Here is a 22,516-nt window from a genome sequence, read left to right on the forward strand (position 1 = left end):
ATGCGTGTACACTTTATCGTACATGAAAGTTTTGAAGCCCCGGGCGCATATGAAACCTGGGCAATAAACCAAGGTCATGATGTAACTTACTCACGCGTCTATGCAGGCGATCGGTTACCTGCTGACGCCGAAGGCGTCGATTTTCTTATCGTGATGGGCGGTCCGCAAGATCCGGACACAACGCTTGAAGCGTGCCCGCACTTTAATGCTAAAGCGGAACAGGCGCTGATTGCTTCTGCGGTTAAAACCGGTAAGGCGGTGATCGGTATCTGCCTGGGTTCACAGCTCATTGGTGAAGCGCTGGGCGCGCCGTTCTCTCATAGCCCGGAAAAAGAGATTGGTAAATTCCCGATCACATTGACCGAAGACGGCAGAAAGGATGAGATGTTCTCTCACTTTGGGAGAACACTGGAAGTGGGTCACTGGCATAACGATATGCCAGGCTTGACGCCGGAGGCCAAAATTATCGCTTACAGCGAAGGCTGTCCCCGGCAGATCGTTGCCTATTCAGACCGCGTCTTTGGTTTCCAGTGCCACATGGAGCTCACATTGGACGTTGTAGAACGGCTGATCGCCAATTCTGAGCAAGACCTGAGCCGTGCAGCAGACTACCGTTTCGTTGACACGCCTGAAGCGCTCCGGGCCCACGATTACAGTGAAATGAATCAAGCGCTTTTTGGCTTTCTGGATAAGCTGGAAGCGCGTTACAACGCCGCTCAAGCATAATGTCATGCCCGGTGAGCTTGCCATCGGGTTGAGCTTGTCATGTCCGCTCCTGGCACAGAGCGGACGAACTAACTGATTTGAAGGTCCGCTATGAGCGAGGAGCGGACCTTCAATCTCCCGACACTTCGGCTAAATAGCTTTCTTCCCCGAAGCAGACTGAATATATGCTTGTCATCGCTGTGCGCTGGGCTGGAACTCTTCAAAATCGTCACTGATTTCAGTGCAAAAATTCAAAAAGGCCTCGACAGCCGCTGGTGCCAGACGACGCGATGGGCGGGCAACATACAGTGGATAGGTTTCATCCGGCCATTCCGGAAACAGTTCTGTGAGCTTCCCGTCTGCTATCAGGTGCGCGACACTCAGTGATAATACCTGCGCAATACCGGTGCCGCTCACGCAGGCCTGCACCATAAGATCGACATCAGTGGTGATCAGATGCCCCTGTGTCTCTACAGACAGCCATTCCCGACCGCGCCGAAAGTCCCAACTGAACGGTTTACCGCTGCGAGGATCAATATATTGAATGCATTCATGCCTGGTAAGATCCTGGGGATTCTGTGGCCTTCCGTGCTGTGCCAGATAAGCCGGCGCGGCTACCGTCAGCACGCGCGTATTCAGCAGCAGCTTTGATGTGATGGTAGAGGGAGGTTGCGGCCCAAAGCGCACTGCGACATCGATCCCCTCCGTCACCAGATCGCCGACATCGGGTTGCTGCACTACCGTCAGTTTCAGATCCGGATGACGCTGGCGTAACAGCGGCAATTTGGGTGCCAGAATGTAACGAGCAAAGATGGGATTCACGCTAACGCGCAATGCACCACGCACCGCCACGGCAGCACCAGAAACATAGCTTGCCGCTACTTCAATACCTTCCAGATGCGGCGCAGCGCGCTCATATAAAGCCCTGCCTTCGCTGGTGAGGTTCAGGGTGCGCGTGGTGCGGTTCAGCAGACGTACACCGAGACGTGCTTCAAGCCGATCAATAGATCGGCTTACGCCGGAAGCTGAAAGTCCCAGTATCTCGCCAGCGCGGCTGAAACTACCAGCCTCGACGACAGCTGCCAACACGCTTAGCCCCGAGAGAAGTCGTCCGTCAAAACTCATAAGCACCCATCTTTGATTTTTAGCAAAAATAATTTGAATAAAACTACCTTTATCAAAGATGGTGCGCAACCTATTGTGTCGTCCACATCGTTGCGACTCGCAGTTTACCTGGTTCAGGCCGGGTAATTCCGCAACGAACGGCACCCCTTAATTCTGAGGAATACGACATGACAACAAAGCGCACTCTTTTCAAAGGCGGCATTATCCTTACGCTGGATGCCAATGTTCCTAATCTTGACGTCGGCGATGTCCTTGTCGAGGACGATCGGATCGCGGCTGTTGGACCGGCTCTGCAGGCGGATGACGCTGAGGTGATTGATGCCACTCATCATATTGTTATGCCAGGACTGATTGATGCTCATCATCACATGTGGCTGGGTGTCATGCGTCGCATGATGCCAGATGTGGACGATCTGTTTGCTTACATTGATGTTGTCGCTGAAAAACTGGGTGCCCACTATCGGCCGCTGGACATGTTTCTGAGTACCAGACTGACCGCGGCCGCCTGTCTGGACGCGGGTATCACTACCGTTATTGATGCCTGCCACAACGCGCGCAGCCCGGCCCACACTGATGCCGCGCTGGATGCCCTGCAGGAGAGCGGTATTCGCGCATTACACATGGTGGGTGCGGCGATGGACAAGCAAGCCTCAGCCGCGCATCTGCCGGGCGATCTGCCGCGGCTGGCGCAGCGCTGGAATACCCCGGAAAGCCGGGTACGCGTGGGCCTGTTCGGGCAACTTAATCTGGACTGGTGGCAGGTCGCGCGTGATCTCGACATGCGGATTCTGACGGAATTCATCGGCGATCTGGCGAAGCTCGGCCCGGAATTTGCCAAACCGGGTGTGCTGGGTACGCACAATATATTTAACCACTGTTCTCGGGTTCCGCATGAGACATGGCAGCTACTGGCCGAAGCAGGTGTTAACGTCACCGTTAATCCGCGTTCAGATGCGCTGTTTGGCTTCGACGATGAGAGCTTCGCCTATCAGAAGGCCGTTAATTATGGTCTGACGCCAGCGCTGGGCATTGATCTGGATACCGCGTTTGGCAGCGATATGTTCGGAGAAATGCATGCGCTGTTTGGACAACAGCGCTCAGCGATGCGCTACCGGCGCTTCCGTGGTGAAGAGAGTGTACCGGCACCTATTACGGTCGCAGCGGTACTGAAGGCGGCAACCGTCAATGGCGCCCGCGCGGCCGGACTGGAGGATCAGATTGGCACCCTTACGCCAGGTAAGCAGGCTGACATCATCATGGTACGCACCAGCGGCGTCGCCGTCTTCCCGGTCACGAATGTAACCGGAACAGTGGTGCAGGCGATTGAACGCGCGGATGTGGACACGGTAATGGTGGCGGGACAGTTACGTAAGCGCGCGGGCCAGCTGATTGACGTGGATCTGGCCGCACTGGAGGCGGATACCACAGCGTCCCGTGATTACCTGCTCAAAGCCAGCGGCTGGCATGTCGATCGCTTCACCGCAGCCTGATGACAGAGCGGCCCGTCGCAGCGGGCCGTATCACACTTTTACGCCTTTCTCGCACAGGAGATTTCCATGCCAGATCTCGCTATAAAGCGGAGCATGCAGGAAAACAATCCGCCCGCGCTGCTTCCCCGCCCGGCTTCGGGCGTTATCGCCGCACTGTTCTTTGGCTATCTGGCGGTTGGCCTGCCATTGCCGGTGATTCCGTTATTCATACATGGTCACCTCGGTTTCAGTAACCTCGTCGTGGGATTGGTGATCGGCATTCAGTTTCTGGCCACCGTGCTCACACGTGGCTATGCCGGACGGGTAACCGACCAGCTGGGCGGCAAGCGTTCTGCACTGCAGGGGGCACTGCTTTCGGCGCTGGCGGGTGGGTTGTATCTGACCGCTTCCGCGTCGGATCTATCGCCCACCGCCAGCCTCGGCATCGTCATTGCCGGTCGTCTGATGGCTGGCTTTGGCGAAAGCCAGTTCGTCACGGGGTGTGTCTCCTGGTCGATTGCTTCGGTTGGCCCACAGCGGGCCGGAATGTCGATGTCATGGACCGGCATTGCCATGTTCGCAGCCCTGTCAATTGGCGCGCCGGTTGGCATGGCGCTGTATCAGCATTACAGCCTCGCGGTAGCCATGATGGCCTGCATTGCTGCACCGGTCCTGGCTGCGCTGATCGCGCTGGGCTCTTCTGCTTATGTGTCGCCGGGAGGCACGCGATTGCCATTTTATCAGGTGATCGGACGCATCTGGCGCGAAGGGCTGGGGCTGATGCTGCAGGGTGTCGGCTTATCCGGACTCACCGCTTTTGCCTCGCTGTACTTTGCGGCACACCACTGGCAGAACGCCGGTCTGGTCATGACAGCCTTTGGACTCGGGTTTATTTTCGTTCGCCTTGTCTTCGGCCATCTGCCCGATCGAATGGGAGGCTATCGCGTGGCAATCTGGTCGATGACGGTTGAAGCCATCGGCCAGGCCATGTTGTGGCTGGGCACAAATGAATGGACGGCGCTTGCCGGTGCGCTGGTGACCGGACTGGGCTGTGCGCTGGTTTTCCCGGCGCTGGGTGTCGAAGCACTCCGGCGGGTGCCACCGGCCAATCGTGGTAGTGCGATGGGCGCCTTCGTCGCTTTTCTTGATATCGCCTATGGCCTCTCTGGCCCGGCTGCGGGGTTTATCGCCGGTCATTACAGTTATGCCGCCGTTTATCTCTCTGGCGCGCTGTGTGCACTGCTGGGTGCGCTACTCGCGAGTGTCTCCCGCCGCGCCCAATTCTGAATATCACGCAGTGCCGTCAGTCGTGTCTGGCGGCGCACTACTCTGGAGAAGTTCTATGTCTCGTATTTTTATTTCCGGCTCGTCCACCGGCCTGGGTCTGATGACGGCTGAACTGCTGGTTCAGCAGGGGCATGACGTTGTGCTGCACGCGCGTAATAGCAGCCGTGCAGAAGATGCCCGGCGCGCTTTACCGCAGGCCAAAGCGGTCGTCGTCGGCGACCTCGAAACGATTGCGGGGGCGAAGGAAACCGCATCACGCGTTAACGATCTCGGGCATTTCGATGCTGTGATCCATAACGCCGCAGTGGGCTATCGTGAAGCCAGCCGTGTCACCCGGGACGGGTTGCCGCATGTGTTCGCAATTAATACGCTTTCCGCTTACATACTAACCGCATTGATCGCGCGTCCGCAGCACCTCGTCTATCTGAGTTCTGGTATGCATCATCATGTCGGAGCCTGTCTGGACGATATTCTCTGGCGCAAGCGGCCCTGGAATGGCGCTGACGCCTACGCTGAGAGTAAATTGCATGACGCGATGCTGGCGTTTGCCGTGGCGCGTCGCTGGCGGGACGTGCACGTCAACGCTCTGGAGCCCGGCTGGGTGCCCACCAGAATGGGCGGCCCGGGTGCGCCCGATGATATGGAACAGGCGCATCTGACTCAGGCCTGGCTTGCCGCCAGTGATGATCCGCAGGCAAAGGTAACAGGTAAATATTTCTACCACCTCAAGCGCATGACCGCGAATCCACAGGCCAATGATGTTGCACTGCAGGATCGGCTGCTTCATATCTGTGCTGAGCTTTCAGGTGTTATGTTGCCGGAGTAAGAAGGAAAATTTAACCACCGTTAGTAGAGGACATATCATTGGCTGTCTGATTCCCGACGGTTCTTTGGCCGGCTGTAATTAATCGTACAGCCGGTTAATAAAGCACTTCATCCTTCAATTATCTACTTTGACCGATTGGTACTTAACCGAATTGTGAACCCTTGATGTTCACTCTGCGCAAACAACTGGTTCTAAGTGGGAGTAAAACAGCAACCTGCTGTTCGAAAACTTCTTTTCAGCGTGAATATGAACGAGGCGAAGCTCCCTGCGCTGGAAGTGACAATATCATTCTCGACGGAACAGGACAGCCAATGTGCGTGATTCAGACTGTCAGGTTGCAGGTCATTCGCTTTTGTGAAATGACAAGCGAACTCGCCAGCAAAGAAGGTCAAGGTGATTTAAGTCTGGAGTACTGGAAGGAAGGACACAAACGTTATTTTGAGCGTGAAGGCACTTATTCTGAGGAAATGGAACTTGTCTTTGAGGAGTTTGAGCTTAGCGAGATTTTGTAAAAGTCCGACCCTGGCACAAAGCAGACGCCCATTCTCACGCGAATGCTTTGCCCTTTACTTGCCAACAACCGAATCGCTTGCTCCGCAACTATGGTTTTTTATTAGAATCTTCGCCACCAAATAAATTATAATAAATTGATTTTATTAGACATCTGTCAGAATCTATATGGTCAGCACGTGTTGCATGCTCTAATGTTTCAAATGCTAAATTATGCGCGGCCTCAGAAAATATCCCAGGCCAACCCTTACTCAGCATAGACAGTCCTTTAAGGACTCTTATCTGAATCTCCCTCATACTGGCACCATCGCGCGCGACAGGTGAGAAAAAGTCTTCCAGTAGATCGTTATTCTGAAGTGGTGCAACATGAACTGAAGGATATTTCACTTCTATTTCATCAGATTTATTCTGCGCGTAAGTGGAAAGTATACGAACACCTCTGCCAATGACATCAATGGCGGTTCCAGGATCGTTCACTGCGGGGGAAAGGGCCCGGCAGGCTATTTCGGCCATGACGCTAAGACAAAATCGGGGATCCTGAGCAAATGAACGTACATCCGAGACAATAATCGTCTCAAGTAAATCGGCGCTGATTGATGACTCCTGGCCTTGACTCAGGTACAAAACGGGCATGGATGGATGTATGAAACTGCCTGGCTGCGCCACGAGGTATACATGACGGGGATCATTGGTCAGCAGCTTGCTAAGTTGCACCATATCAATATGTTCAACATAGCCAATCTTCTTCGGATAAACTGCAACCGTTCCTTTCGGCTGTTCATTGTTCTCAAGCCATGGATATCCGCCGAGAAAGGGATTTCTTGCTCTCGCAATAAATGATTCGATGGCCGCCTGTTCTACTTTTGCCGTTGTCTCACCTACCCTCCCCAGAGAGGTCAAATGCTGTATCCAGCGAAGCAATGTGATGAGGATTAAGGCAATGACAACCAGTGTGACAATGAATAAAATGACTCTCCCCCTTTCTCCATAAGCTCCCATATTGAGGGCAATAATCCCTACCAGACTGAAGAGAAAAGAACCGATGAAGGTGGCCAGTACATTTTGTGTGGTTACGTCTTCAACAACTAAACGCGTAGCTCTGGGAGTCACATTAGTAGTGGCTGAACCGTAGGCTGTGACCATGATACTCAACGAAAAAGTGGTCACTGCCAGCATACTCGATGCCAGTATGTTCAGAATGTTATCGACTGCTTCCGCACCAAACTTCACGGAAACCGACTCAGGTATCATTGATTTAAAAAGAATTGATAAAAGGGCCGTTATTATCGCGACAATGGCGAATAACGTTGCCCTGAACCATAGCTTTTTAAATGTCTGCTTCAGAATCCATTTCCAGCGTGAAATCATTCTGCATTCCTCATATTGCGGCCGGGATAAATAATTGCCGCCCCCAGGACGGCATGTTGCTATTAACGAACCAGGTGCAGGAAGTGCAGATGTTTTTCGTACTGGTCCAGTATGTCATTAATCAGCTGTTCCTGGTTCCAGCCCATCACATCATAATTTTGACCGCCTTCTTTGAGATAAACCTCAGCGCGATAATATCTATGCTGTTCAGTCTGCTGCTCATTATTATCCATCGCGGCGAGCGCGAAGGTCGGTGAGCTATACCCGCGAAGCCTCACTTCATATATAAAATTCAGCTCGTTACCTAAATCGACTTCAAGACGAATACGATCCTCGACTGTGTCACTGATGTGGCTTATCGTCCCCTGCTTGTTCAGCTCTTCCTGAACCAGCGTCATGGCGGGCTGGATGACGTCGTCCATAAAACGTTTCACAAGAGATCGCTTCGGCAGATACGCGATATTGCGCAACCTTCTCTGCCAGGGAATTGGGTTACGTGCAGCTGTAGGAGCAATTGTCGCCATACTCAGGCTTTCACGCTTGGTCAAATCCCGGCGCAAAGCTTTTAAAAGTCCGTATATAGATATCAGTAAGATCACTGAGAAAGGCAATGCACTCGCTATTGTCACTGTTTGCAGCGCACTTAGCCCTCCGGCAAGGAGAAGCGCAATTGCGACAATGCCCATGAGCGAGGCCCAAAATATTCGCTGCCAGACGGGTGTGTTTGCCACTCCACCTGATGCCAGAGAATCAACTACCATTGCCCCCGAATCAGCAGACGTGACAAAGAAGACGATGACCATCGCCATTGCGATGAATGACAGCACGGAAGAGAACGGGAAATGCTCCAGGAAATTAAACAGGGCCAGCGCCACATCCTGCTGAACAGTATTGGCGAGGTCTGTGGCTCCCTGGTTCATAATGAGATAGATCGCGCTGTTACCAAACACCGTCATCCACATTAGCGTAAAACCCGCGGGAACAAACAGCACGCCGGTGACAAACTCGCGAATGGTTCGCCCGCGGGAGACCCGGGCGATGAACATCCCCACAAACGGCGACCATGAAAGCCACCATCCCCAGTACAGTAATGTCCAGCCCCCCAGCCAGTTGCTCGACTTAGGCTCATACGCGTAAAGGTTGAACGTTTTACTCACCAGTTCCGAAAGATAACCGCCCGTATTTTCAACAAATGACTTCAGCAGAAGCACGGTTGGTCCCAGACACAGAACCAGCGCCAGGAGCAACAACGCCAGACCCAGATTGAGCTCAGACAGGATACGTATTCCCTTATCCAGGCCGGACACCACTGAAATCGTCGCTAACCCCGTGATGAGCACGATCAGAATGACCTGCACCGTTTCATTGATGGGCACCCCGAAAAGATGGTTCAAACCGGCATTCACCTGCAAAACACCGTAACCCAGCGATGTCGCGACGCCAAAGACCGTGCCTATAACAGCGAAAATATCAACCGCATGGCCTACAGGCCCGTATATGCGATCGCCAATAATGGGATAGAGTGCGGAGCGCAGAGTTAAAGGCAGACCGTGACGGTAACTGAAGAACGCCAGAATCAGCGCCACAATGGCATAAATTGCCCATGCGTGCAGTCCCCAGTGGAAGAAGGTCAGACGCATTGCTTCCTTGGCTGCCGCAACGGTTTCTGGCGTGCCAACGGGAGGCGAAAGATAATGCATTACAGGTTCGGCAACGCCAAAGAACATCAGGCCGATCCCCATCCCTGCCGAAAAAAGCATCGCAAACCAGGAGTGGTAGCTGAAATCAGGCTGCGCATGGTCCGGGCCCAGCTTGATATCACCGTAGCGTGAGAGTCCAAGGAACGTGACACTTAGTAAAATCAGGGCCACAGCAAGGATGTAGAACCAGCTGGCATTCGTGAAGATTTGTTGCTGTAGTAGTTTAAAATTTTTGTCGGCGACATCCGGGAATACGGCGGCAAAGGCGACAAGAAGGAAAATTAGCAAAGCAGATGTAAAGAATACCGCTTTGTTAATCTGGCTTGTAGACTTCTTCGGGGTTGTATCATTATCACTCATAATCATTTATTCCATTAATTAAATCCGCACTGGATAGACGGCACTACCTTTCACAGAGTAGCAAAGTTCAACTGGCTATGCGGCGTTAATCGGAACGCATGGTGTAATAAGTGCCGATACAAATCATCCTGTATTCTAAGGGGTTCCTGGTTACTCAGCCTGCCGCTTCGTGGGGCATTTATTTGTATCAAAGCTGGGATATACGTGAAGTGAAGTATATTAATTTGGGGTAAGTCAGACTGTTCAATCCAGGTGACGTAAATGTGTCGCGATCCCCCATCTAAGGGCGGTACACCTTCCATTAACCAACTCGAAAACGGAGTAACTCGCGTTGGGTTGCGCATACCTGTGAAAATCATCCACAGCTCCGCTTGCTAGCATCGCAAGCACGCCCTGAATGACCTGCCCGTGAGAGACAAGACATATTGTTCGATGATGATGTTTTTTTTCCAGATTGGATAAAAAATGCATAATTCGCTGCGAAGCATGTGAGAGAGACTCCCCCCCTGGCGGACAATACTCTGCATCAAGGTTGAATAACGCTTCTGCGGCGTCTGGATTATTCTGCAGGAGCTCTACGCTTGTCATGCCCTCAAACTGACCAAAAGCCTGTTCTTTCAGAGCTGGTTCAGCTATCAGTGAACAATAAAAACTCTCCGCCAGGCGCTGTCCCATTTGCCAGGCCCGGCCAAGCGGAGAAGCGTAAACACATTCTGCCCGGTAATTACTCGCTGCAATCGCCGCCAGTAAGGCTGATGTTTGACGCTCCCCCCGAAGCGTCAATGCGCTATCATTGTGTCCCTGAATACTACCTTTTACATTCCATTCTGTTTCTGCGTGTCGAACCAGTATCACTTGCATCATTGAAAGGTCACGTATGCTGTTGTTTGAAATGTTACAAACTAAAAACACCCCGTTTATATGCAGGCAAGTTCTTAGCTCTCGGCGAAAAACAGGAACACGTGTCGCTGACAAGGGTTATATTCAGTCGCCCCTGCCCGGGACCGCTATCTCAGTAAAACCTGAATCAGCTGCACGACGATATACACTCCCGCTACCACCTGTATGATCCGAAACCCCCATCTCAGATAACGCCATTGATAACGTTCTCTGGCATCAGCCGCTTCAATGGCAGGATCAAAACGTTTTCTTTTCCTGGTTCTGAATGTATCGAATCCCCACAGGATGAGAAGAAAGATGATGATGACTTTTTCAACGATAAGATGGTTCACAAAGAGAGACTCCGGTCTTCTCACGGTTACAGACAGAATAGAGAAACCGCCTGGAGGCAGCCACCACTAAATGTAGGGGTACCTGAAGACGCAAGCCAGGCATTCCAGGATTGTCTGTCTTATGACTGCGTTAACGCATAGCAACGCCATAAAAGTGACATTCATTTCCGACCCATGCTGCAGGGAGCCCTCTTCCCCGGAGCATCAAGCTGGGTGATAAAACGATGGCGGCTGCCCGGTCACGCGGCGGAACAGGGTGGTGAAAGAGGACGCAGATTCATCACGGCGTCTTTCAGGTTTTATCGGTGCGAGAGCCGCGTTCGGGCGATGCCCTCTCCCCGGGGAGAGGGCCTGATGAGTGGCAGCAAGCTACCCGCGATACGGATGGACCTCGCGCCAGTGGTCGGCGATCTGCTGCCGGGTACAGACCCATACCTTGTCGTGCTGCTGGATATAGTCAAGGAAACGCTGCAGCGCGCGGAAACGGCCCGGACGCCCCAGCAGCCGGCAATGCATCCCCACGGACATCATCTTCGGCGCGGTTTCCCCCTCGGCGTACAGCACGTCAAAGCTGTCTTTCAGGTAGGTATAAAACTGCTCCGCGGTGTTGAACCCCTGGGCGGTGGCAAAGCGCATGTCGTTGGCGTCGAGGGTGTAAGGCACGATCAGGTGCGGTCGACGGCTGCCATCGCTGCAGGCCACTTCGCTCCAGAAAGGTAAATCATCGCCGTAATAATCGCTGTCGTAGTCAAAGCCGCCGTGCTCCACCACCAGCTGGCGGGTGTTGGGGCTGTCGCGGCCGGTATACCAGCCGGTGGGCGGCTTGCCGAACAGATCGGTCAGCACCTGCACCGCTTTGTGCAGATGCTCGCGCTCCTCGGCGATATCCATGTGCTGATAGTGGATCCAGCGCCAGCCGTGGCTGACCACATCGTAATCCGCGGCCTTGATTGCCGCCACAATCTCCGGATGCCGCGCCAGCGCCATCGCCACGCCGAAGACCGTCAGCGGCAGCCCGCGCTGGCTAAATTCGCGATGGATGCGCCAGAACCCGGCCCGACTGCCGTATTCATAGAGAGAGTCCATCGACATATGGCGCGCCGGGTAGCTGGCGGCGCCGATAATATCGGACAGGAACTGTTCCGAACCCGCATCGCCATGCAGGACGTGGTTCTCAGCGCCTTCCTCATAGTTAAGGACGAACTGCACCGCGATCCGCGCCCCGCCCGGCCAGCGCGCGTGCGGCGGCTGCCCTGCATAACCTCGCAGATCGCGAGGATAGTGTTCCTGGTTCTCAACCATCTCCTGCCCCTTTTAAAATGGATTTAACGACTGAAACTGTCCGCTTAACGCTTTTTTCTCCGGGAACGCTAAGTCCCCGTGCTTGCTGGTCGCCAGCCCCAGCGCGACCAGCGACTCGACCATCTTCACCGCCGCGCTGACGCCGTCGATCACCGGCACCCGCAGCTCGCGGGTCAGCTCCTGCGCCAGCGTCGCCATCCCGCCGCAGCCAAGGACAATCGCCCCGCTGCCATCCTCGTTCAGCGCGCGGATGCAGCGCTCACGCACTTTCTCCTGCGCCAGGCCGCTGCCGTCTTCCAGCGCCAGCACCGGTAAATCAATGGCGTGCAGCGCCGCGCAGTGTTGATGAAATCCGTACTGGTGCAGCAAATGGCGGGCGATGATCAGCGTGCGCGGCAGCGTGGTCACAATGGAGAACCGGGTGGCGACCATCGTCGCCATATGCATCGCCGCTTCCGCAATGCCGATCACCGGCCCCTGAGCCAGCTCGCGCGCCGCCAGCAGCCCCGGGTCGCCGAAGCAGGCGATCACATGCCCATCCACTCCCTGCTCGCGTCCGGCCCTGATCTGCTCCAGCACGCCGACCGCCGCGATGGCTTCGTCAAAGTGGCCCTCTATTGACGGCACGCCGGCGCGGGGACAGACCGCAAGGATCTCGGTGCCAGGCGCGGCGACCGCACGCGCGGCGGCGCCTATCGTTTCGGTCATCGCCAGGCTGGTGTTGGGGTTGATCACTTGTATACAAACGGAAGACATCACGACTCCTTGTGGCCGGCGAACAGCCGGGAAAAATCGGGCAGACTGACGCCATCGCGCTCGAAGCACAGGCTGGCGACAATATGATCAAAATGGTGCATCAGCGCCTCGCTAAGCGGCTGCAGGGCTTTATCCCGCAGCAAACCGACCAGCTGCTGGTGATCGTCGCAGCGGCAGCCCTGGCGCCAGGGTGCGCCCCAGGCGGCAATCACTAACGAGGAGCGCTGGCTGAGGCGGGTCACCATCTCGGTGAGTACCGGGTTGCCGGAGATAGCCTGCAGCTGAATATGAAAGTCAGCGGAGTGGCGGATCGCCGCCGGGCCGTCGTGCGCCTCATGGGCCTGCTGTTCACGCTGGATAATGTTCTCCAGCGCCGCCAGATGCGGCGGCTGACAGCGCGCGATCACATCGGGCAGATTAGCGACCTCAAGCAGCGCCCGGGTGCGAAAGATCGCCTGGGACTCTTCCACGCTCGGGCTGGTGACGTGTGCACCACGTTTGGGCGTTAACGTGACCAGTTGCACAGCGGCGAGTCGTTGCAGCACCTTTCTGATGCCGGTGCGGCTCACGGCGAATACTTCCGCCAGCGCCTCTTCCGGCAGTTTACTGCCCGGCGGCAGCTGATGTTCGACGATAGCCGTCATCAGCGCCTGGTAAATGCTTTCGTCCTTATCCTGCAGCGCTGGCGCGGCCTGGAGACGATGTTCATTATTCATTAACCCACTCCGGTTTCACTTATCGATAGCAGATCGTATACATAAAATTTATTTTTTGTATACAAGATTCATCATTCTGGCCTGGATCCTGCAATAGCCTCAGCAATCCATATCAAAAGGGTTTTCATTCAGAGGAGCAGGTTTCATGCCACATTCATCCCACACGCAGCAGACGAAGACTCACGAGGCGGCCGCCGGCTACAGTCCGCGGCTATGTAATGACGATCTGGCGCCCACCCGCGACCAGAACTGGAGCTGGTACAATATCTTTTCATTCTGGATGTCGGACGTGCACAGCATGGGCGGCTACGTGGTGGCGGCAAGCTTCTTTACGCTTGGACTGGCCAGCTGGCAGGTTCTGCTCTGCCTGCTGGTGGGCATCTGTATTGTACAGCTGTGCGCTAACCTGGTGGCGAAGCCCAGCCAGATGGCCGGGGTGCCTTACGCGGTGATCTGTCGCCAGGCGTTCGGTGTCTTCGGCGCCAATATCCCGGCGGTGATCCGCGGGCTGATCGCCTTCGCCTGGTACGGTATTCAGACCTATCTGGCGGCAAACGCCCTGATGCTGGTCCTGCTCAAGTTCTGGCCCTCCCTTGCCTCGCTGACCGTCAGCAGTTTCCTCGGGCTGTCGACGCTCGGCTGGCTGTGCTTCGCCACCATGTGGCTGCTGCAGGCGATGGTTTTCTGGCACGGCATGAACGCCATCAAGCGTTTTATCGACATCGCCGGTCCGGCGGTCTATGTGGTGATGCTGGCCCTGGCGGGCTGGATTGTATACAAGACCGGTCTCGACGGGATCTCCTTTACCCTCGCCAGCAAATCCCTGAGCGCCGGAGAGCAGACCTGGCAGATGATCACCGCCACGGCCCTGGTCGTCTCCTACTTCTCCGGGCCGCTGCTTAACTTCGGCGACTTTTCCCGCTACGGCAAAAGCATGGGCGAGATCCGCCGCGGCAACCGCTGGGGACTGCCGTTTAACTTCCTGCTGTTCTCGGTGGTCACCGTGGTGATTGTCTCCGGCACCCAGTCGCTGTTCGGCAAAATGATCACCGACCCGATTGAAACCGTCAGCCGCGTGGGCAACGATCTGGCGGTGGCCATCGGCCTGCTGACCATGATCACCGCCACCATCGGCATCAATATCGTGGCTAACTTTGTCTCGCCGGCCTTCGATTTTTCCAACTGCGCGCCGCAGAAAATCAGCTTCCGCGCCGGCGGGATGATCGCCGCGGTGGGGTCGATACTTCTGACGCCGTGGAACCTGTTTAACTCACCGGAACTGATCCACTATACCCTCGACGTGCTGGGCGCCTTTATTGGCCCGCTGTTTGGCATCCTGATCGCCGACTTCTATTTGATCAAACGCGGCCGGGTGTCGGTGGACGACCTGTTTGACGATACGCCGAAGGGTAAATACTGGTACCGCAACGGCTTTAACCCGAAAGCCATTGCCGCCCTGCTGCCGTCGGTGGGCCTGGGGCTGATTATCAGCTTTATTCCGGCCCTGCACGAAGTGGCGAACTTCAGCTGGTTTATCGGCGTCTTCCTCGGCGCGACCACCTACCGCTGGCTGGCTCGCGACGAGCGTGAAGTGGCGGCGAAAGCCGCCTTCCGCTCCGGCGCGGTGGCGCAAAAAGAGTAACCTTCCCCTTCTGCCGCGGCGCCTGGCCGCGGCAGGCTGCAAACTGGCACCAATCTTGCTGTTTATCACTATTCCCTGAGCGTTAAGAGAAGGCAGGTTCGATGATGGATTACCAGACCGCGGTGCGCGGTGCATTTTTTGATATCGCCGGCGTGGCGGAGACGCCGGATGAGGTGGCCGCCCAGGCCCGCTATCTCAATGATGGCCTGTTGTTCTTGCAGGACGGGAAAATTGTTACGCTGCTGCCATGGCTGGAGGGTGAAGCCTTTCTGCATCCGCTGAAGGGCTATGTTGACCTGCGGGGTAAGCTGCTGTTGCCGGGGTTCGTCGATGCCCATGTCCACTATCCGCAGACTGAGATGATCGGCGCCTTTGGCGAACAGCTGCTGGAGTGGCTTACCACTTACACCTTCCCGGTGGAGAGCCAGTTTGCCGATGCGGAGTATGCCCAGGAGATAGCGCAGTTTTTTGTCAATCAGCTGATTAGCCATGGCACCACCACCGCGCTGGTGTTTTGTACCCTGCATCCGGCCTCGGTGGAGGCGTTGTTCAGCGAAGCGCTGCGCCTTAATATGCGCCTGATCGCCGGAAAAGTGATGATGGATCGCCATGTGCCCGACTATCTGTGCGAAACCGCCGGGGAAAGCTACGAGCAGACCCGGACGCTGATCCGCCGCTGGCATCAGCGCGGCAGGCTGGGGTATGCCATCACCCCGCGCTTTGCCCCCACCTCGACGCCGGCGTTGCTGGAGGCGGTGCAGCGTCTGCGGGCCGAGTTTCCCGATACCTGGCTGCAGACGCATCTCAGTGAAAACCGGGAGGAGATCGCCTGGGTTAAACAGCTGTGGCCGGAGCATGCACGCTATCTGGATGTTTATCATCATTACCAGCTCACCGGCGAACGCAGCGTATTCGCTCACGGGATCCATCTTGATGATGCCGAGTGGCAGTGCCTGCATGACACCGGGTCCGCCGTTGCCTTCTGTCCGACCTCGAATCTGTTCCTCGGCAGCGGGCTGTTCCGCCTGCCCGCCTGCTGGCAGCACCGGGTGCGGATGGGCATCGGCAGCGACGTCGGGGCCGGGACCACCTTCAGCATGCTGCGAACGCTGGGTGAGGCCTACAAGGTAGGACAACTACAGAGCTATCGCCTGCGCGCCAGCGAGGCCTTCTATCACGCCACTCTCGGCGGGGCGCGCGCCCTGCGGCTGGAAGAGAAGATTGGCAATTTTCAGCCGGGCAAAGAGGCCGACTTTGTGGTCATTGACCCGGCGGTCACTCCGCTGCAGCGTCTGCGGATGGGCCGCTGCCATGATATTTATGAGCAGCTGTTCGTACTGATGACCCTGGGCGATGAGCGCAATATCAGCGAGACGTGGGTGAACGGCGAGCGGGTGTGGTGTCAGGATTGATCCTCGCCCTGGCCCTCTCCAAAAGGGAGATGGCGCTGGCTGGGTTAGCGGCATTCAAAAACTCATCGCCAGGCCGAGGCCATAGCCCGTGGTGTTATTGCCGAACATATAGCGCGCCACCAGCCGGGTGCGGGTGATAAAGACCGGGTATTTACTGCTGTCCAGTTCGAGACCAACCCCCAGGGAGGTCAAACCGGTAAAACCCAGCGCCCCTCGCTGGTCGCCGATAAATTCAGTATGCGCGCCCTCCAGCACGTAGCGCAGCGGGTTGCCCAGCAGCGTCCAGTCAGCGATCGGCGCGCGGCGGCGCAGATACAGGCCGAGGTTCTCCGCGCTGGCTTCGCCCTGCACCACCTCGGCGCTGCTGCCGAAACTTTGCAGACGCATATAGGAGTAACGCAGTTCGGCATCAATATCCTGGGTGGCGGAGAAGCGTTCATAATCCAGCATCAGCGCCCCGCCCAGCCCCCAGGCGTTGAAGCGTCCGCCGTCAAGAAACTGCAGATCGGCGTTGGTTTTTCGCTCTATGACCCAGCGGCCAAGGCGTACATCGCTGGCCAGGGTGCCGAGCATCACATTGACGATCGGCCGCAGCACCAGGTTACCTCCGAGGCTGTCACGGTGCAGCGAAAAATCCCAGCCGACGCCGCCGGTGGTGGTCAGACTGTTCCATTTGGTCGGCACATTCCGCGTCTGTTGGCCATTGCTGACGACGAATCGCGGGTCGTAACGGCTGTAGCCCATTGTGCCTTCGAGGTAAAGAGGAAACGACTCGCTCAGGGTCGCTCCGCCGCCAAACTGGGTGATGGTCAGGTTGTGTTTATCGTTGCTGCCGGAACCGATGTTGAGATCGCTGGCGGTCACGTCGGGAACCACGGTATAGCTCATCAAGGTCAATACCGCATCGGCACGTTGTTTAATCGCGTGCCCGTCCGCCGCCAGCGTCGTCGGCGCAGAAAGAGAGACTACCGACAGCAGAACGAGAAGACGCACCATACGTTGTTTGCCACCTCAAACACAGGCTAATCTTATTACCACCCGTTACAACAGGCTGGCTCATCCTCAGTATAGTCGGCGAGCGCGAATCAGGCTGCGCCACCGCTATTGCGCAACAGTTCCGCACTGTCAAAAGGCATGCGCGTTACCCGGTTGCGCCCGTCATTTTTCGCCGCATACAGCGCTTTATCGACGCGGTAAAACAGCTGATCAATCGCTTCGCCATCATGATGCTCGGCGACGCCGATGCTGACGGTGACCGACAGCGTCTGATATTCGCTGACCGCCTGGCGGATCGCCTCCGCCACCATCAGCGCGCGGGCGATCGGCGAATGGGGCAAAAAGAGCAGAAACTCCTCGCCTCCCCAGCGATATATCTTATCTTCACGGTCCACCGAGGTTTCCAGAATGCGGGAGATCACCAGCAGAACTTCATCGCCTTTTTGATGACCGTGAATATCATTAATACTCTTGAAATGATCGATATCGATTAACAACAGACAAAAACCATGGGCGATAAACGACGGCGCGTCGACGAGCCGGTAAAATTCGCGGCGATTTAACAGTCCGGTTAAGGGATCGTGGGCGGCGGAAAATTCCAGCTCTTTTTTCAGATGCACTTCTTCAGTGATATCGTGAATGATGCATAACATCAGCCGGATATTATACAGCACCACCGGCCCGGCATAGGTTTGAACATGGCGCAGCGAGCCGTCAGCCAGAATATGAGTAAAATTAAGCGGCTTATGCCCGCCGGGCATATTGGCAATGTTATTCATAATGGGGATCACATCCCGGCCCAGGGTATTAATTTGCCAGGTATGTTTATTGCGCATTTCCTCATCGGAATAATGATAAAAGCGCAGCGCGGCAATATTGGCATCGACAATCCGGCCCTCTTTCTGAGGATCGATCAACAGCATCGGCGCGGTATTGGTCATAAAAAAGCGGGCAAAAAAGCCATTGTTCCGCCGCTGGTAGCGGCGAGAGCCGGTATGAATCGACTGATTTTGCGCGAGCAGCTTCACCGCTTCGAATAACAGTAAGGTGCCGCTGTCCTCGGTCTCCACCAGGGTGGTTTTACAATATACCGACTGCAACCCTTTGGCGGTCTGCAGCGTCCAGACTTCAAATATCTCAGTCATGGCGTCGAGATAGCGCAAATAATGCTGCAGCTGCGTTTCCGGGCAGGTGGAATAGATACCGTTGCGCATCTCATTCAGCGACATATCGCCGCTCAGCGTCCGGGAAGCCTGATTGGCATAGACCACACACTCTGTAAAAGGATGGACTACCCAGATCGGGGTGCTTAATACATCAAAAACAGCCAGTTCTTTTAATAACATACAGGCCCCAAACCGACCCACTCCCGGCGCGGAACGGCACATCGTTCAGTGCAGCCCTGACGCTGGCATAAAGTGATAGCAAAAATAATCGAGTAACCGTCATTACGCGCATGCGCGGCAAGTATAGTCGGTTCCTGGCCCTGCGACGCCCACCCGGAGCGACTTTGCGCACGGTTTAACCGACAGAGGAGACACTGCCTTTATTATTAATTTTATTTCAATAGCATAGCAGCAATGCCAGAACGGGTAGTCGCTTTTGATCACAGACTGTGTATACCCGTCACACTTTACGCTGCAGGGGGGCAGGCTTGTGCCGTGGCACGCAGATGGCCGTTGTTCTGCTCAGCGTTACCATGATAGTTTCTATCATAACGCTCATTTTCAATGGTCATCACAGTGAAAAAATCCGCCAGCAAGATCACGCTTACCGACATTGCGCGCGAAGCCAACGTCGGCGTGGCCACCGTCGACCGGGTACTCAACAAGCGCGCGGCAGTGAAAGAATCTACCGCGTACCGCGTGCTGGAGGCCGCCCGGCGGCTGGGGTTTACGCTCGAACAGCCGCACTATCGCCTGGCCGCCGGCAAAGCGCCGGTTACCGTCAGGATGGGCTTTATTCTGCTGCAGGAGACCCACTCCTTCTACCTGCCGCTGGCGAGGGCGCTCGCAAGAGAGGCCGCGCCGTGGCTGCCGGCGGGCGAGACGCCGACGATCCTGCATTTTGCCATTGATGCGGTGGAAGCGATGGCCCAGGCCATTCACCGGCTCAGCGATGAGGTGGAGGTGCTCGGCCTGGTGGCGCTGGATCACCCGCTGATTCGCCATGCGGTGGGCCGGGCCGCCGCCCGCGGCGTTCGCGTATTCACCCTGCTTTCGGATCTGTCAGTTCCCCAGCGCAGCGGCTATATCGGCCTTGATAACCAAAAAGCCGGGCGCACCGCCGCCTGGTTTATCGACCGCTTATGCCGTGGCGAAGGCGAAATAGCCATTATCATTGGCGATAATCGTTTTACCTGTCAGGAAAGCTGTGAGATCAGCTTCCGCTCCTGTCTGCGCGAGCAGGGTAAAGGGCAGCAGATCCTTGAGCCGGTTCGCAGCCATGAACGGGCGGATATCGCCAGAAGCGTAACGGAACAGCTGCTCAGCCAGTACCCGGCCCTGCAGGCGATCTATGCTCCCTGCGGCGGCATTGAAGGGATTGTCGGGGCGCTGCGCGACAGCGGCCGCCAGCAGGCCGTCACCCTGGTCTGCCATGGCCCGCTAAGCGACAGTGAACTGGCGCTGATCGATGGCACCATCGATGTCATTCTCAACCACCGGCTGGATGACTTTGCCGCCGCCACCCTGCGCGCCATGACGGAAGCCGTTTCGCGGCCGCCCAGCGAAGTGATTTCGCACCCTCAGCCTTTCGATATCATCACCAAAGAAAATATGTAAACGCCCGCCCCGTCGCCGACGGGGCGGCCTCACGCCTGGACCACGCCTGGACTCATTTTGATAAATAACTATCAAAAACAACCTCAATGCAAATCATGACGGCCATCATAAAATTATCATTCCAACATTGTTGACTATGAAATTTTCATTCAATACTCAGCGGCATCCCCTGTGATAAAAGGAAGCCGACATGACCTATCCTATCGCCAACGCCCCCTGCAGCTGGGGCGTGGATGACCCGAAAAACCCTGACCTTCCCGCCTGGGCTACCGTGCTGAAGGAGGCGGCGCAGGCCGGCTATCGCAGCATCGAGCTCGGCCCGTGGGGCTACCTGCCCACCGACCCGACCAGCCTGCGCGCGGCGCTGGAACAGCATCAGCTGTCGCTGGTCGCCGGGACGATCTTTGACGATCTGGTGAGCGAAGACCATTATCCCACTCTGGAGGCGCTGACCCATCAAATCTGCCGCAATCTGTCGCAGGCTCCGGCCGCCGACCCCATCCCGGGACACCCTTTCCAGCCGCCCTATATGGTGATTATCGACTTCGGCAACCCCGAGCGGGCGCGCTTTGCCGGACGCAGCGCGCTGGCTCCGCGCCTCAATGATGCAGACTGGCAGCGGATGATGGCGCACATTACCGCCCTCAGCACCCTCGCCTGGCGGGAGTACGGCGTGCGGGCGGTTATCCATCCCCACGCCGGGGGCTGCATCGAATTTGCCGATGAAATCGAGCGGCTGGCCAACGCTATCCCGCACGACGTGGCAGGGTTGTGTCTGGATACCGGGCATCTCTACTACGCCGGAATGGATCCGCTCACCTGGCTGGATCGCTATTACGCGCGGCTCGACTACCTGCACTTCAAGGATGTGGATCCGCAGGTTTACCAGCGCGCCATCGCCGAAGGCATCGACTTTTTCACCGCCTGCGCCGAAGGGGTGATGTGCCCGCTCGGCAGCGGCGCCATTGACTACCCGGCCATTAACGATTTTCTTGCCCGCCGCGGCTATCAGGGCTGGATAACCATTGAACAAGAGCGTGATCCGCGCCATGCCGCAGGCAGCCTGCAGGCGGTCACGGAGAGCCTGCGCTATCTGCGCGGCGTCGGATTCTGACAGGAGAACCCCATGATTAACGGTTTAAGACCGCTCGACCGCACCCTGCGCTGGGGCATGGTCGGCGGCGGCGGCAGCAGCCAAATCGGCTATATTCACCGCTCTGCCGCCCTGCGCGATAACACCTTTGCGCTGCTGGCCGGCGCCTTTGATATTGATGCCGATCGCGGGCGCCAGTTCGGCCAACAGCTGGGGGTGGATCCCGCACGCTGTTACGCCGATTACCAGAGTCTGTTTCGCGGCGAGGCTGCCCGCCCGGACGGTATTCAGGCCGTATCGATTGCCACGCCGAATAACACCCACTATGCCATCTGTCGGGCGGCGCTGGAGGCCGGGCTGCACGTGGTGTGTGAAAAGCCGCTGTGCTTCAGCAGCGAAGAGGCGGAGGAACTGGTGGCCCTCAGCCAGCGGCAGCGTAAGATCATCGGCGTGACCTACGGCTATGCCGGCCATCAGATGATCCTGCAGGCCCGGCAGATGATCGCCGACGGACTGCTGGGCGACATCCGTATCGTCAATATGCAGTTTGCTCATGGCTTCCACGCCCAGCCGGTGGAGCAGGAAAACGCCAGTACCCGCTGGCGGGTCGATCCCCGCTTCGTCGGCCCCAGCTATGTGCTGGGGGATCTTGCCACTCACCCGCTGTTTCTGGTCGAAACCATGGCCCCGCAGTTGAAGATCGCCCGGCTGATGTGCGCCAGACAAAGCTTCGTCAAAAGCCGCGCCCCGCTGGAAGATAACGCGCATGTGTTGATGGAGTATGACAACGGCGCCGTCGGCTCGCTGTGGAGCTCCGCCGTTAACTGCGGCTCCATGCACGGGCAAAAGGTGCGCATCGTGGGGGAAAAAGCCAGTCTTGAATGGTGGGATGAACAGCCCAACCAGCTGCGCTACGAGGTGCAGGGCGAACCGGCGCGCGTTCTGGAGCGCGGCATGGGCTATCTTGATCCGCTGGCGCGCCAGGACGATCGCATCGGCGGTGGCCACCCGGAGGGGCTGTTCGACGCCTGGTCGAATCTCTATCGCCGCTTCGCCATCGCCATGGACGCCGCTGACCGGCGTGACGAGGCGCTGTTGGCGGACTTCTGGTATCCGGACGCCCGCGCCGGGGCGTTCGGCGTCCGCTGGGTGGAAAACTGCGTACGCTCTGCCGACAACGGCGCCTGTTGGGTCAACTTCCGCTAATTCGCCGGCTCAGGGCCTCGCCCTGAGC

19 protein-coding genes and 2 pseudogenes are annotated in these 22,516 nt (G+C 56.6%); 10 read left to right on the forward strand and 11 right to left on the reverse strand.

What is annotated here, in order from left to right:
- Positions 1-726 carry a type 1 glutamine amidotransferase gene (locus ABLV04_RS20635; protein ID WP_180265915.1) on the forward strand — a complete coding sequence of 242 codons (726 nt, stop codon included), beginning with the start codon at positions 1-3 and terminating at the stop codon, positions 724-726.
- 171 nt (positions 727-897) lie between these two features.
- Here ABLV04_RS20635 and ABLV04_RS20640 read toward each other — a convergent pair whose 3' ends face one another.
- Entirely contained in the window at positions 898-1,899 is a 1,002-nt protein-coding gene (locus tag ABLV04_RS20640; RefSeq protein ID WP_218969104.1) for a LysR family transcriptional regulator, read from the reverse strand.
- Between the two features lie 98 nt (positions 1,900-1,997).
- Between ABLV04_RS20640 and ABLV04_RS20645 the strand changes: the two genes are divergently transcribed.
- The 4 genes from ABLV04_RS20645 (at position 1,998) to ABLV04_RS20660 (ending at position 5,924) form a co-directional block, all read left to right on the forward strand.
- On the forward strand, positions 1,998-3,320 hold the full coding sequence (locus ABLV04_RS20645) for an amidohydrolase family protein (protein ID WP_101861620.1): 1,323 nt from the start codon (positions 1,998-2,000) through the stop codon (positions 3,318-3,320).
- A gap of 66 nt (positions 3,321-3,386) precedes the next feature.
- Positions 3,387-4,586 (forward strand): arabinose transporter, encoded by a 1,200-nt coding sequence (locus tag ABLV04_RS20650; protein WP_241509230.1) that lies wholly within the window; start codon positions 3,387-3,389, stop codon positions 4,584-4,586.
- 55 nt (positions 4,587-4,641) lie between these two features.
- Positions 4,642-5,412 (forward strand): SDR family NAD(P)-dependent oxidoreductase, encoded by a 771-nt coding sequence (locus ABLV04_RS20655; RefSeq protein ID WP_180265914.1) that lies wholly within the window; start codon positions 4,642-4,644, stop codon positions 5,410-5,412.
- Positions 5,413-5,576: 164 nt separating this feature from the next.
- Positions 5,577-5,924 carry an ASCH domain-containing protein gene (locus ABLV04_RS20660; RefSeq protein WP_117136986.1) on the forward strand — a complete coding sequence of 116 codons (348 nt, stop codon included), beginning with the start codon at positions 5,577-5,579 and terminating at the stop codon, positions 5,922-5,924.
- An 88-nt stretch (positions 5,925-6,012) separates the two neighbouring features.
- Here ABLV04_RS20660 and ABLV04_RS20665 read toward each other — a convergent pair whose 3' ends face one another.
- The 8 genes and pseudogenes from ABLV04_RS20665 to ABLV04_RS20700 form a co-directional block, all read right to left on the reverse strand.
- Positions 6,013-7,290 carry a DUF2254 domain-containing protein gene (locus tag ABLV04_RS20665; protein ID WP_348816146.1) on the reverse strand — a complete coding sequence of 426 codons (1,278 nt, stop codon included), beginning with the start codon at positions 7,288-7,290 and terminating at the stop codon, positions 6,013-6,015.
- Between the two features lie 62 nt (positions 7,291-7,352).
- Positions 7,353-9,350 (reverse strand): choline BCCT transporter BetT, encoded by a 1,998-nt coding sequence (betT, locus tag ABLV04_RS20670; RefSeq protein WP_142793133.1) that lies wholly within the window; start codon positions 9,348-9,350, stop codon positions 7,353-7,355.
- 243 nt (positions 9,351-9,593) lie between these two features.
- Positions 9,594-10,214, reverse strand: a complete 621-nt coding sequence (locus tag ABLV04_RS20675; RefSeq protein ID WP_180265912.1) for a histidine phosphatase family protein — start codon at positions 10,212-10,214, stop codon at positions 9,594-9,596.
- Between the two features lie 143 nt (positions 10,215-10,357).
- The gene (locus ABLV04_RS20680) at positions 10,358-10,582 is read right to left on the reverse strand and encodes a hypothetical protein (RefSeq protein ID WP_180265911.1); all 225 of its coding nucleotides are present in this window, start codon (positions 10,580-10,582) and stop codon (positions 10,358-10,360) included.
- Between the two features lie 204 nt (positions 10,583-10,786).
- Positions 10,787-10,861: pseudogene (locus ABLV04_RS20685) on the reverse strand (hypothetical protein); the annotation flags it as partial.
- A 90-nt stretch (positions 10,862-10,951) separates the two neighbouring features.
- A complete protein-coding gene (puuE, locus tag ABLV04_RS20690; protein WP_223171644.1) occupies positions 10,952-11,851 on the reverse strand; it encodes an allantoinase PuuE in 900 nt (299 codons plus the stop codon).
- Positions 11,775-12,640 (reverse strand): annotated as a pseudogene (hpxA, locus tag ABLV04_RS20695) (allantoin racemase). Before hpxA ends, puuE begins: the two are co-directional and overlap by 77 nt.
- Positions 12,640-13,356, reverse strand: coding sequence for a GntR family transcriptional regulator (locus ABLV04_RS20700; protein WP_002905523.1), 717 nt, complete (start codon positions 13,354-13,356; stop codon positions 12,640-12,642). Before ABLV04_RS20700 ends, hpxA begins: the two are co-directional and overlap by 1 nt.
- Positions 13,357-13,501: 145 nt before the next feature.
- On the opposite strand from ABLV04_RS20700, the gene ABLV04_RS20705 reads away from it, so the two are divergent.
- Together ABLV04_RS20705 and guaD are read left to right on the forward strand one after the other, a co-directional pair.
- Entirely contained in the window at positions 13,502-14,998 is a 1,497-nt protein-coding gene (locus ABLV04_RS20705; protein WP_180265910.1) for an NCS1 family nucleobase:cation symporter-1, read from the forward strand.
- 101 nt (positions 14,999-15,099) lie between these two features.
- Positions 15,100-16,410: a guanine deaminase gene (gene guaD / locus ABLV04_RS20710; RefSeq protein ID WP_180265909.1), complete on the forward strand. Its 1,311-nt coding sequence runs from the start codon at positions 15,100-15,102 to the stop codon at positions 16,408-16,410.
- A 54-nt stretch (positions 16,411-16,464) separates the two neighbouring features.
- On the opposite strand, the gene ABLV04_RS20715 is transcribed toward guaD, so the two are convergent.
- Together ABLV04_RS20715 and ABLV04_RS20720 are read right to left on the reverse strand one after the other, a co-directional pair.
- Complete coding sequence (locus tag ABLV04_RS20715) at positions 16,465-17,406, reverse strand: hypothetical protein (protein WP_023289776.1); 942 nt, start codon at positions 17,404-17,406, stop codon at positions 16,465-16,467.
- 89 nt (positions 17,407-17,495) lie between these two features.
- Positions 17,496-18,752: a sensor domain-containing diguanylate cyclase gene (locus tag ABLV04_RS20720; RefSeq protein WP_032428856.1), complete on the reverse strand. Its 1,257-nt coding sequence runs from the start codon at positions 18,750-18,752 to the stop codon at positions 17,496-17,498.
- A 396-nt stretch (positions 18,753-19,148) separates the two neighbouring features.
- Here ABLV04_RS20720 and ABLV04_RS20725 point away from each other — a divergent pair, with 396 nt between their 5' ends.
- The 3 genes from ABLV04_RS20725 to ABLV04_RS20735 all read left to right on the forward strand — a co-directional run bounded on the left by ABLV04_RS20725 (position 19,149) and on the right by ABLV04_RS20735 (position 22,488).
- Complete coding sequence (locus ABLV04_RS20725; protein ID WP_048298678.1) at positions 19,149-20,189, forward strand: LacI family DNA-binding transcriptional regulator; 1,041 nt, start codon at positions 19,149-19,151, stop codon at positions 20,187-20,189.
- A gap of 190 nt (positions 20,190-20,379) precedes the next feature.
- Positions 20,380-21,303, forward strand: coding sequence for a TIM barrel protein (locus tag ABLV04_RS20730; protein ID WP_180265908.1), 924 nt, complete (start codon positions 20,380-20,382; stop codon positions 21,301-21,303).
- 12 nt (positions 21,304-21,315) lie between these two features.
- Complete coding sequence (locus ABLV04_RS20735; RefSeq protein ID WP_180265907.1) at positions 21,316-22,488, forward strand: Gfo/Idh/MocA family oxidoreductase; 1,173 nt, start codon at positions 21,316-21,318, stop codon at positions 22,486-22,488.
- Positions 22,489-22,516 lie beyond the last annotated feature (28 nt).

Source organism: Klebsiella sp. JN_Kp127 (genome assembly GCF_040062505.1).
GTDB classification, from domain to species: domain Bacteria; phylum Pseudomonadota; class Gammaproteobacteria; order Enterobacterales; family Enterobacteriaceae; genus Klebsiella; species Klebsiella quasipneumoniae.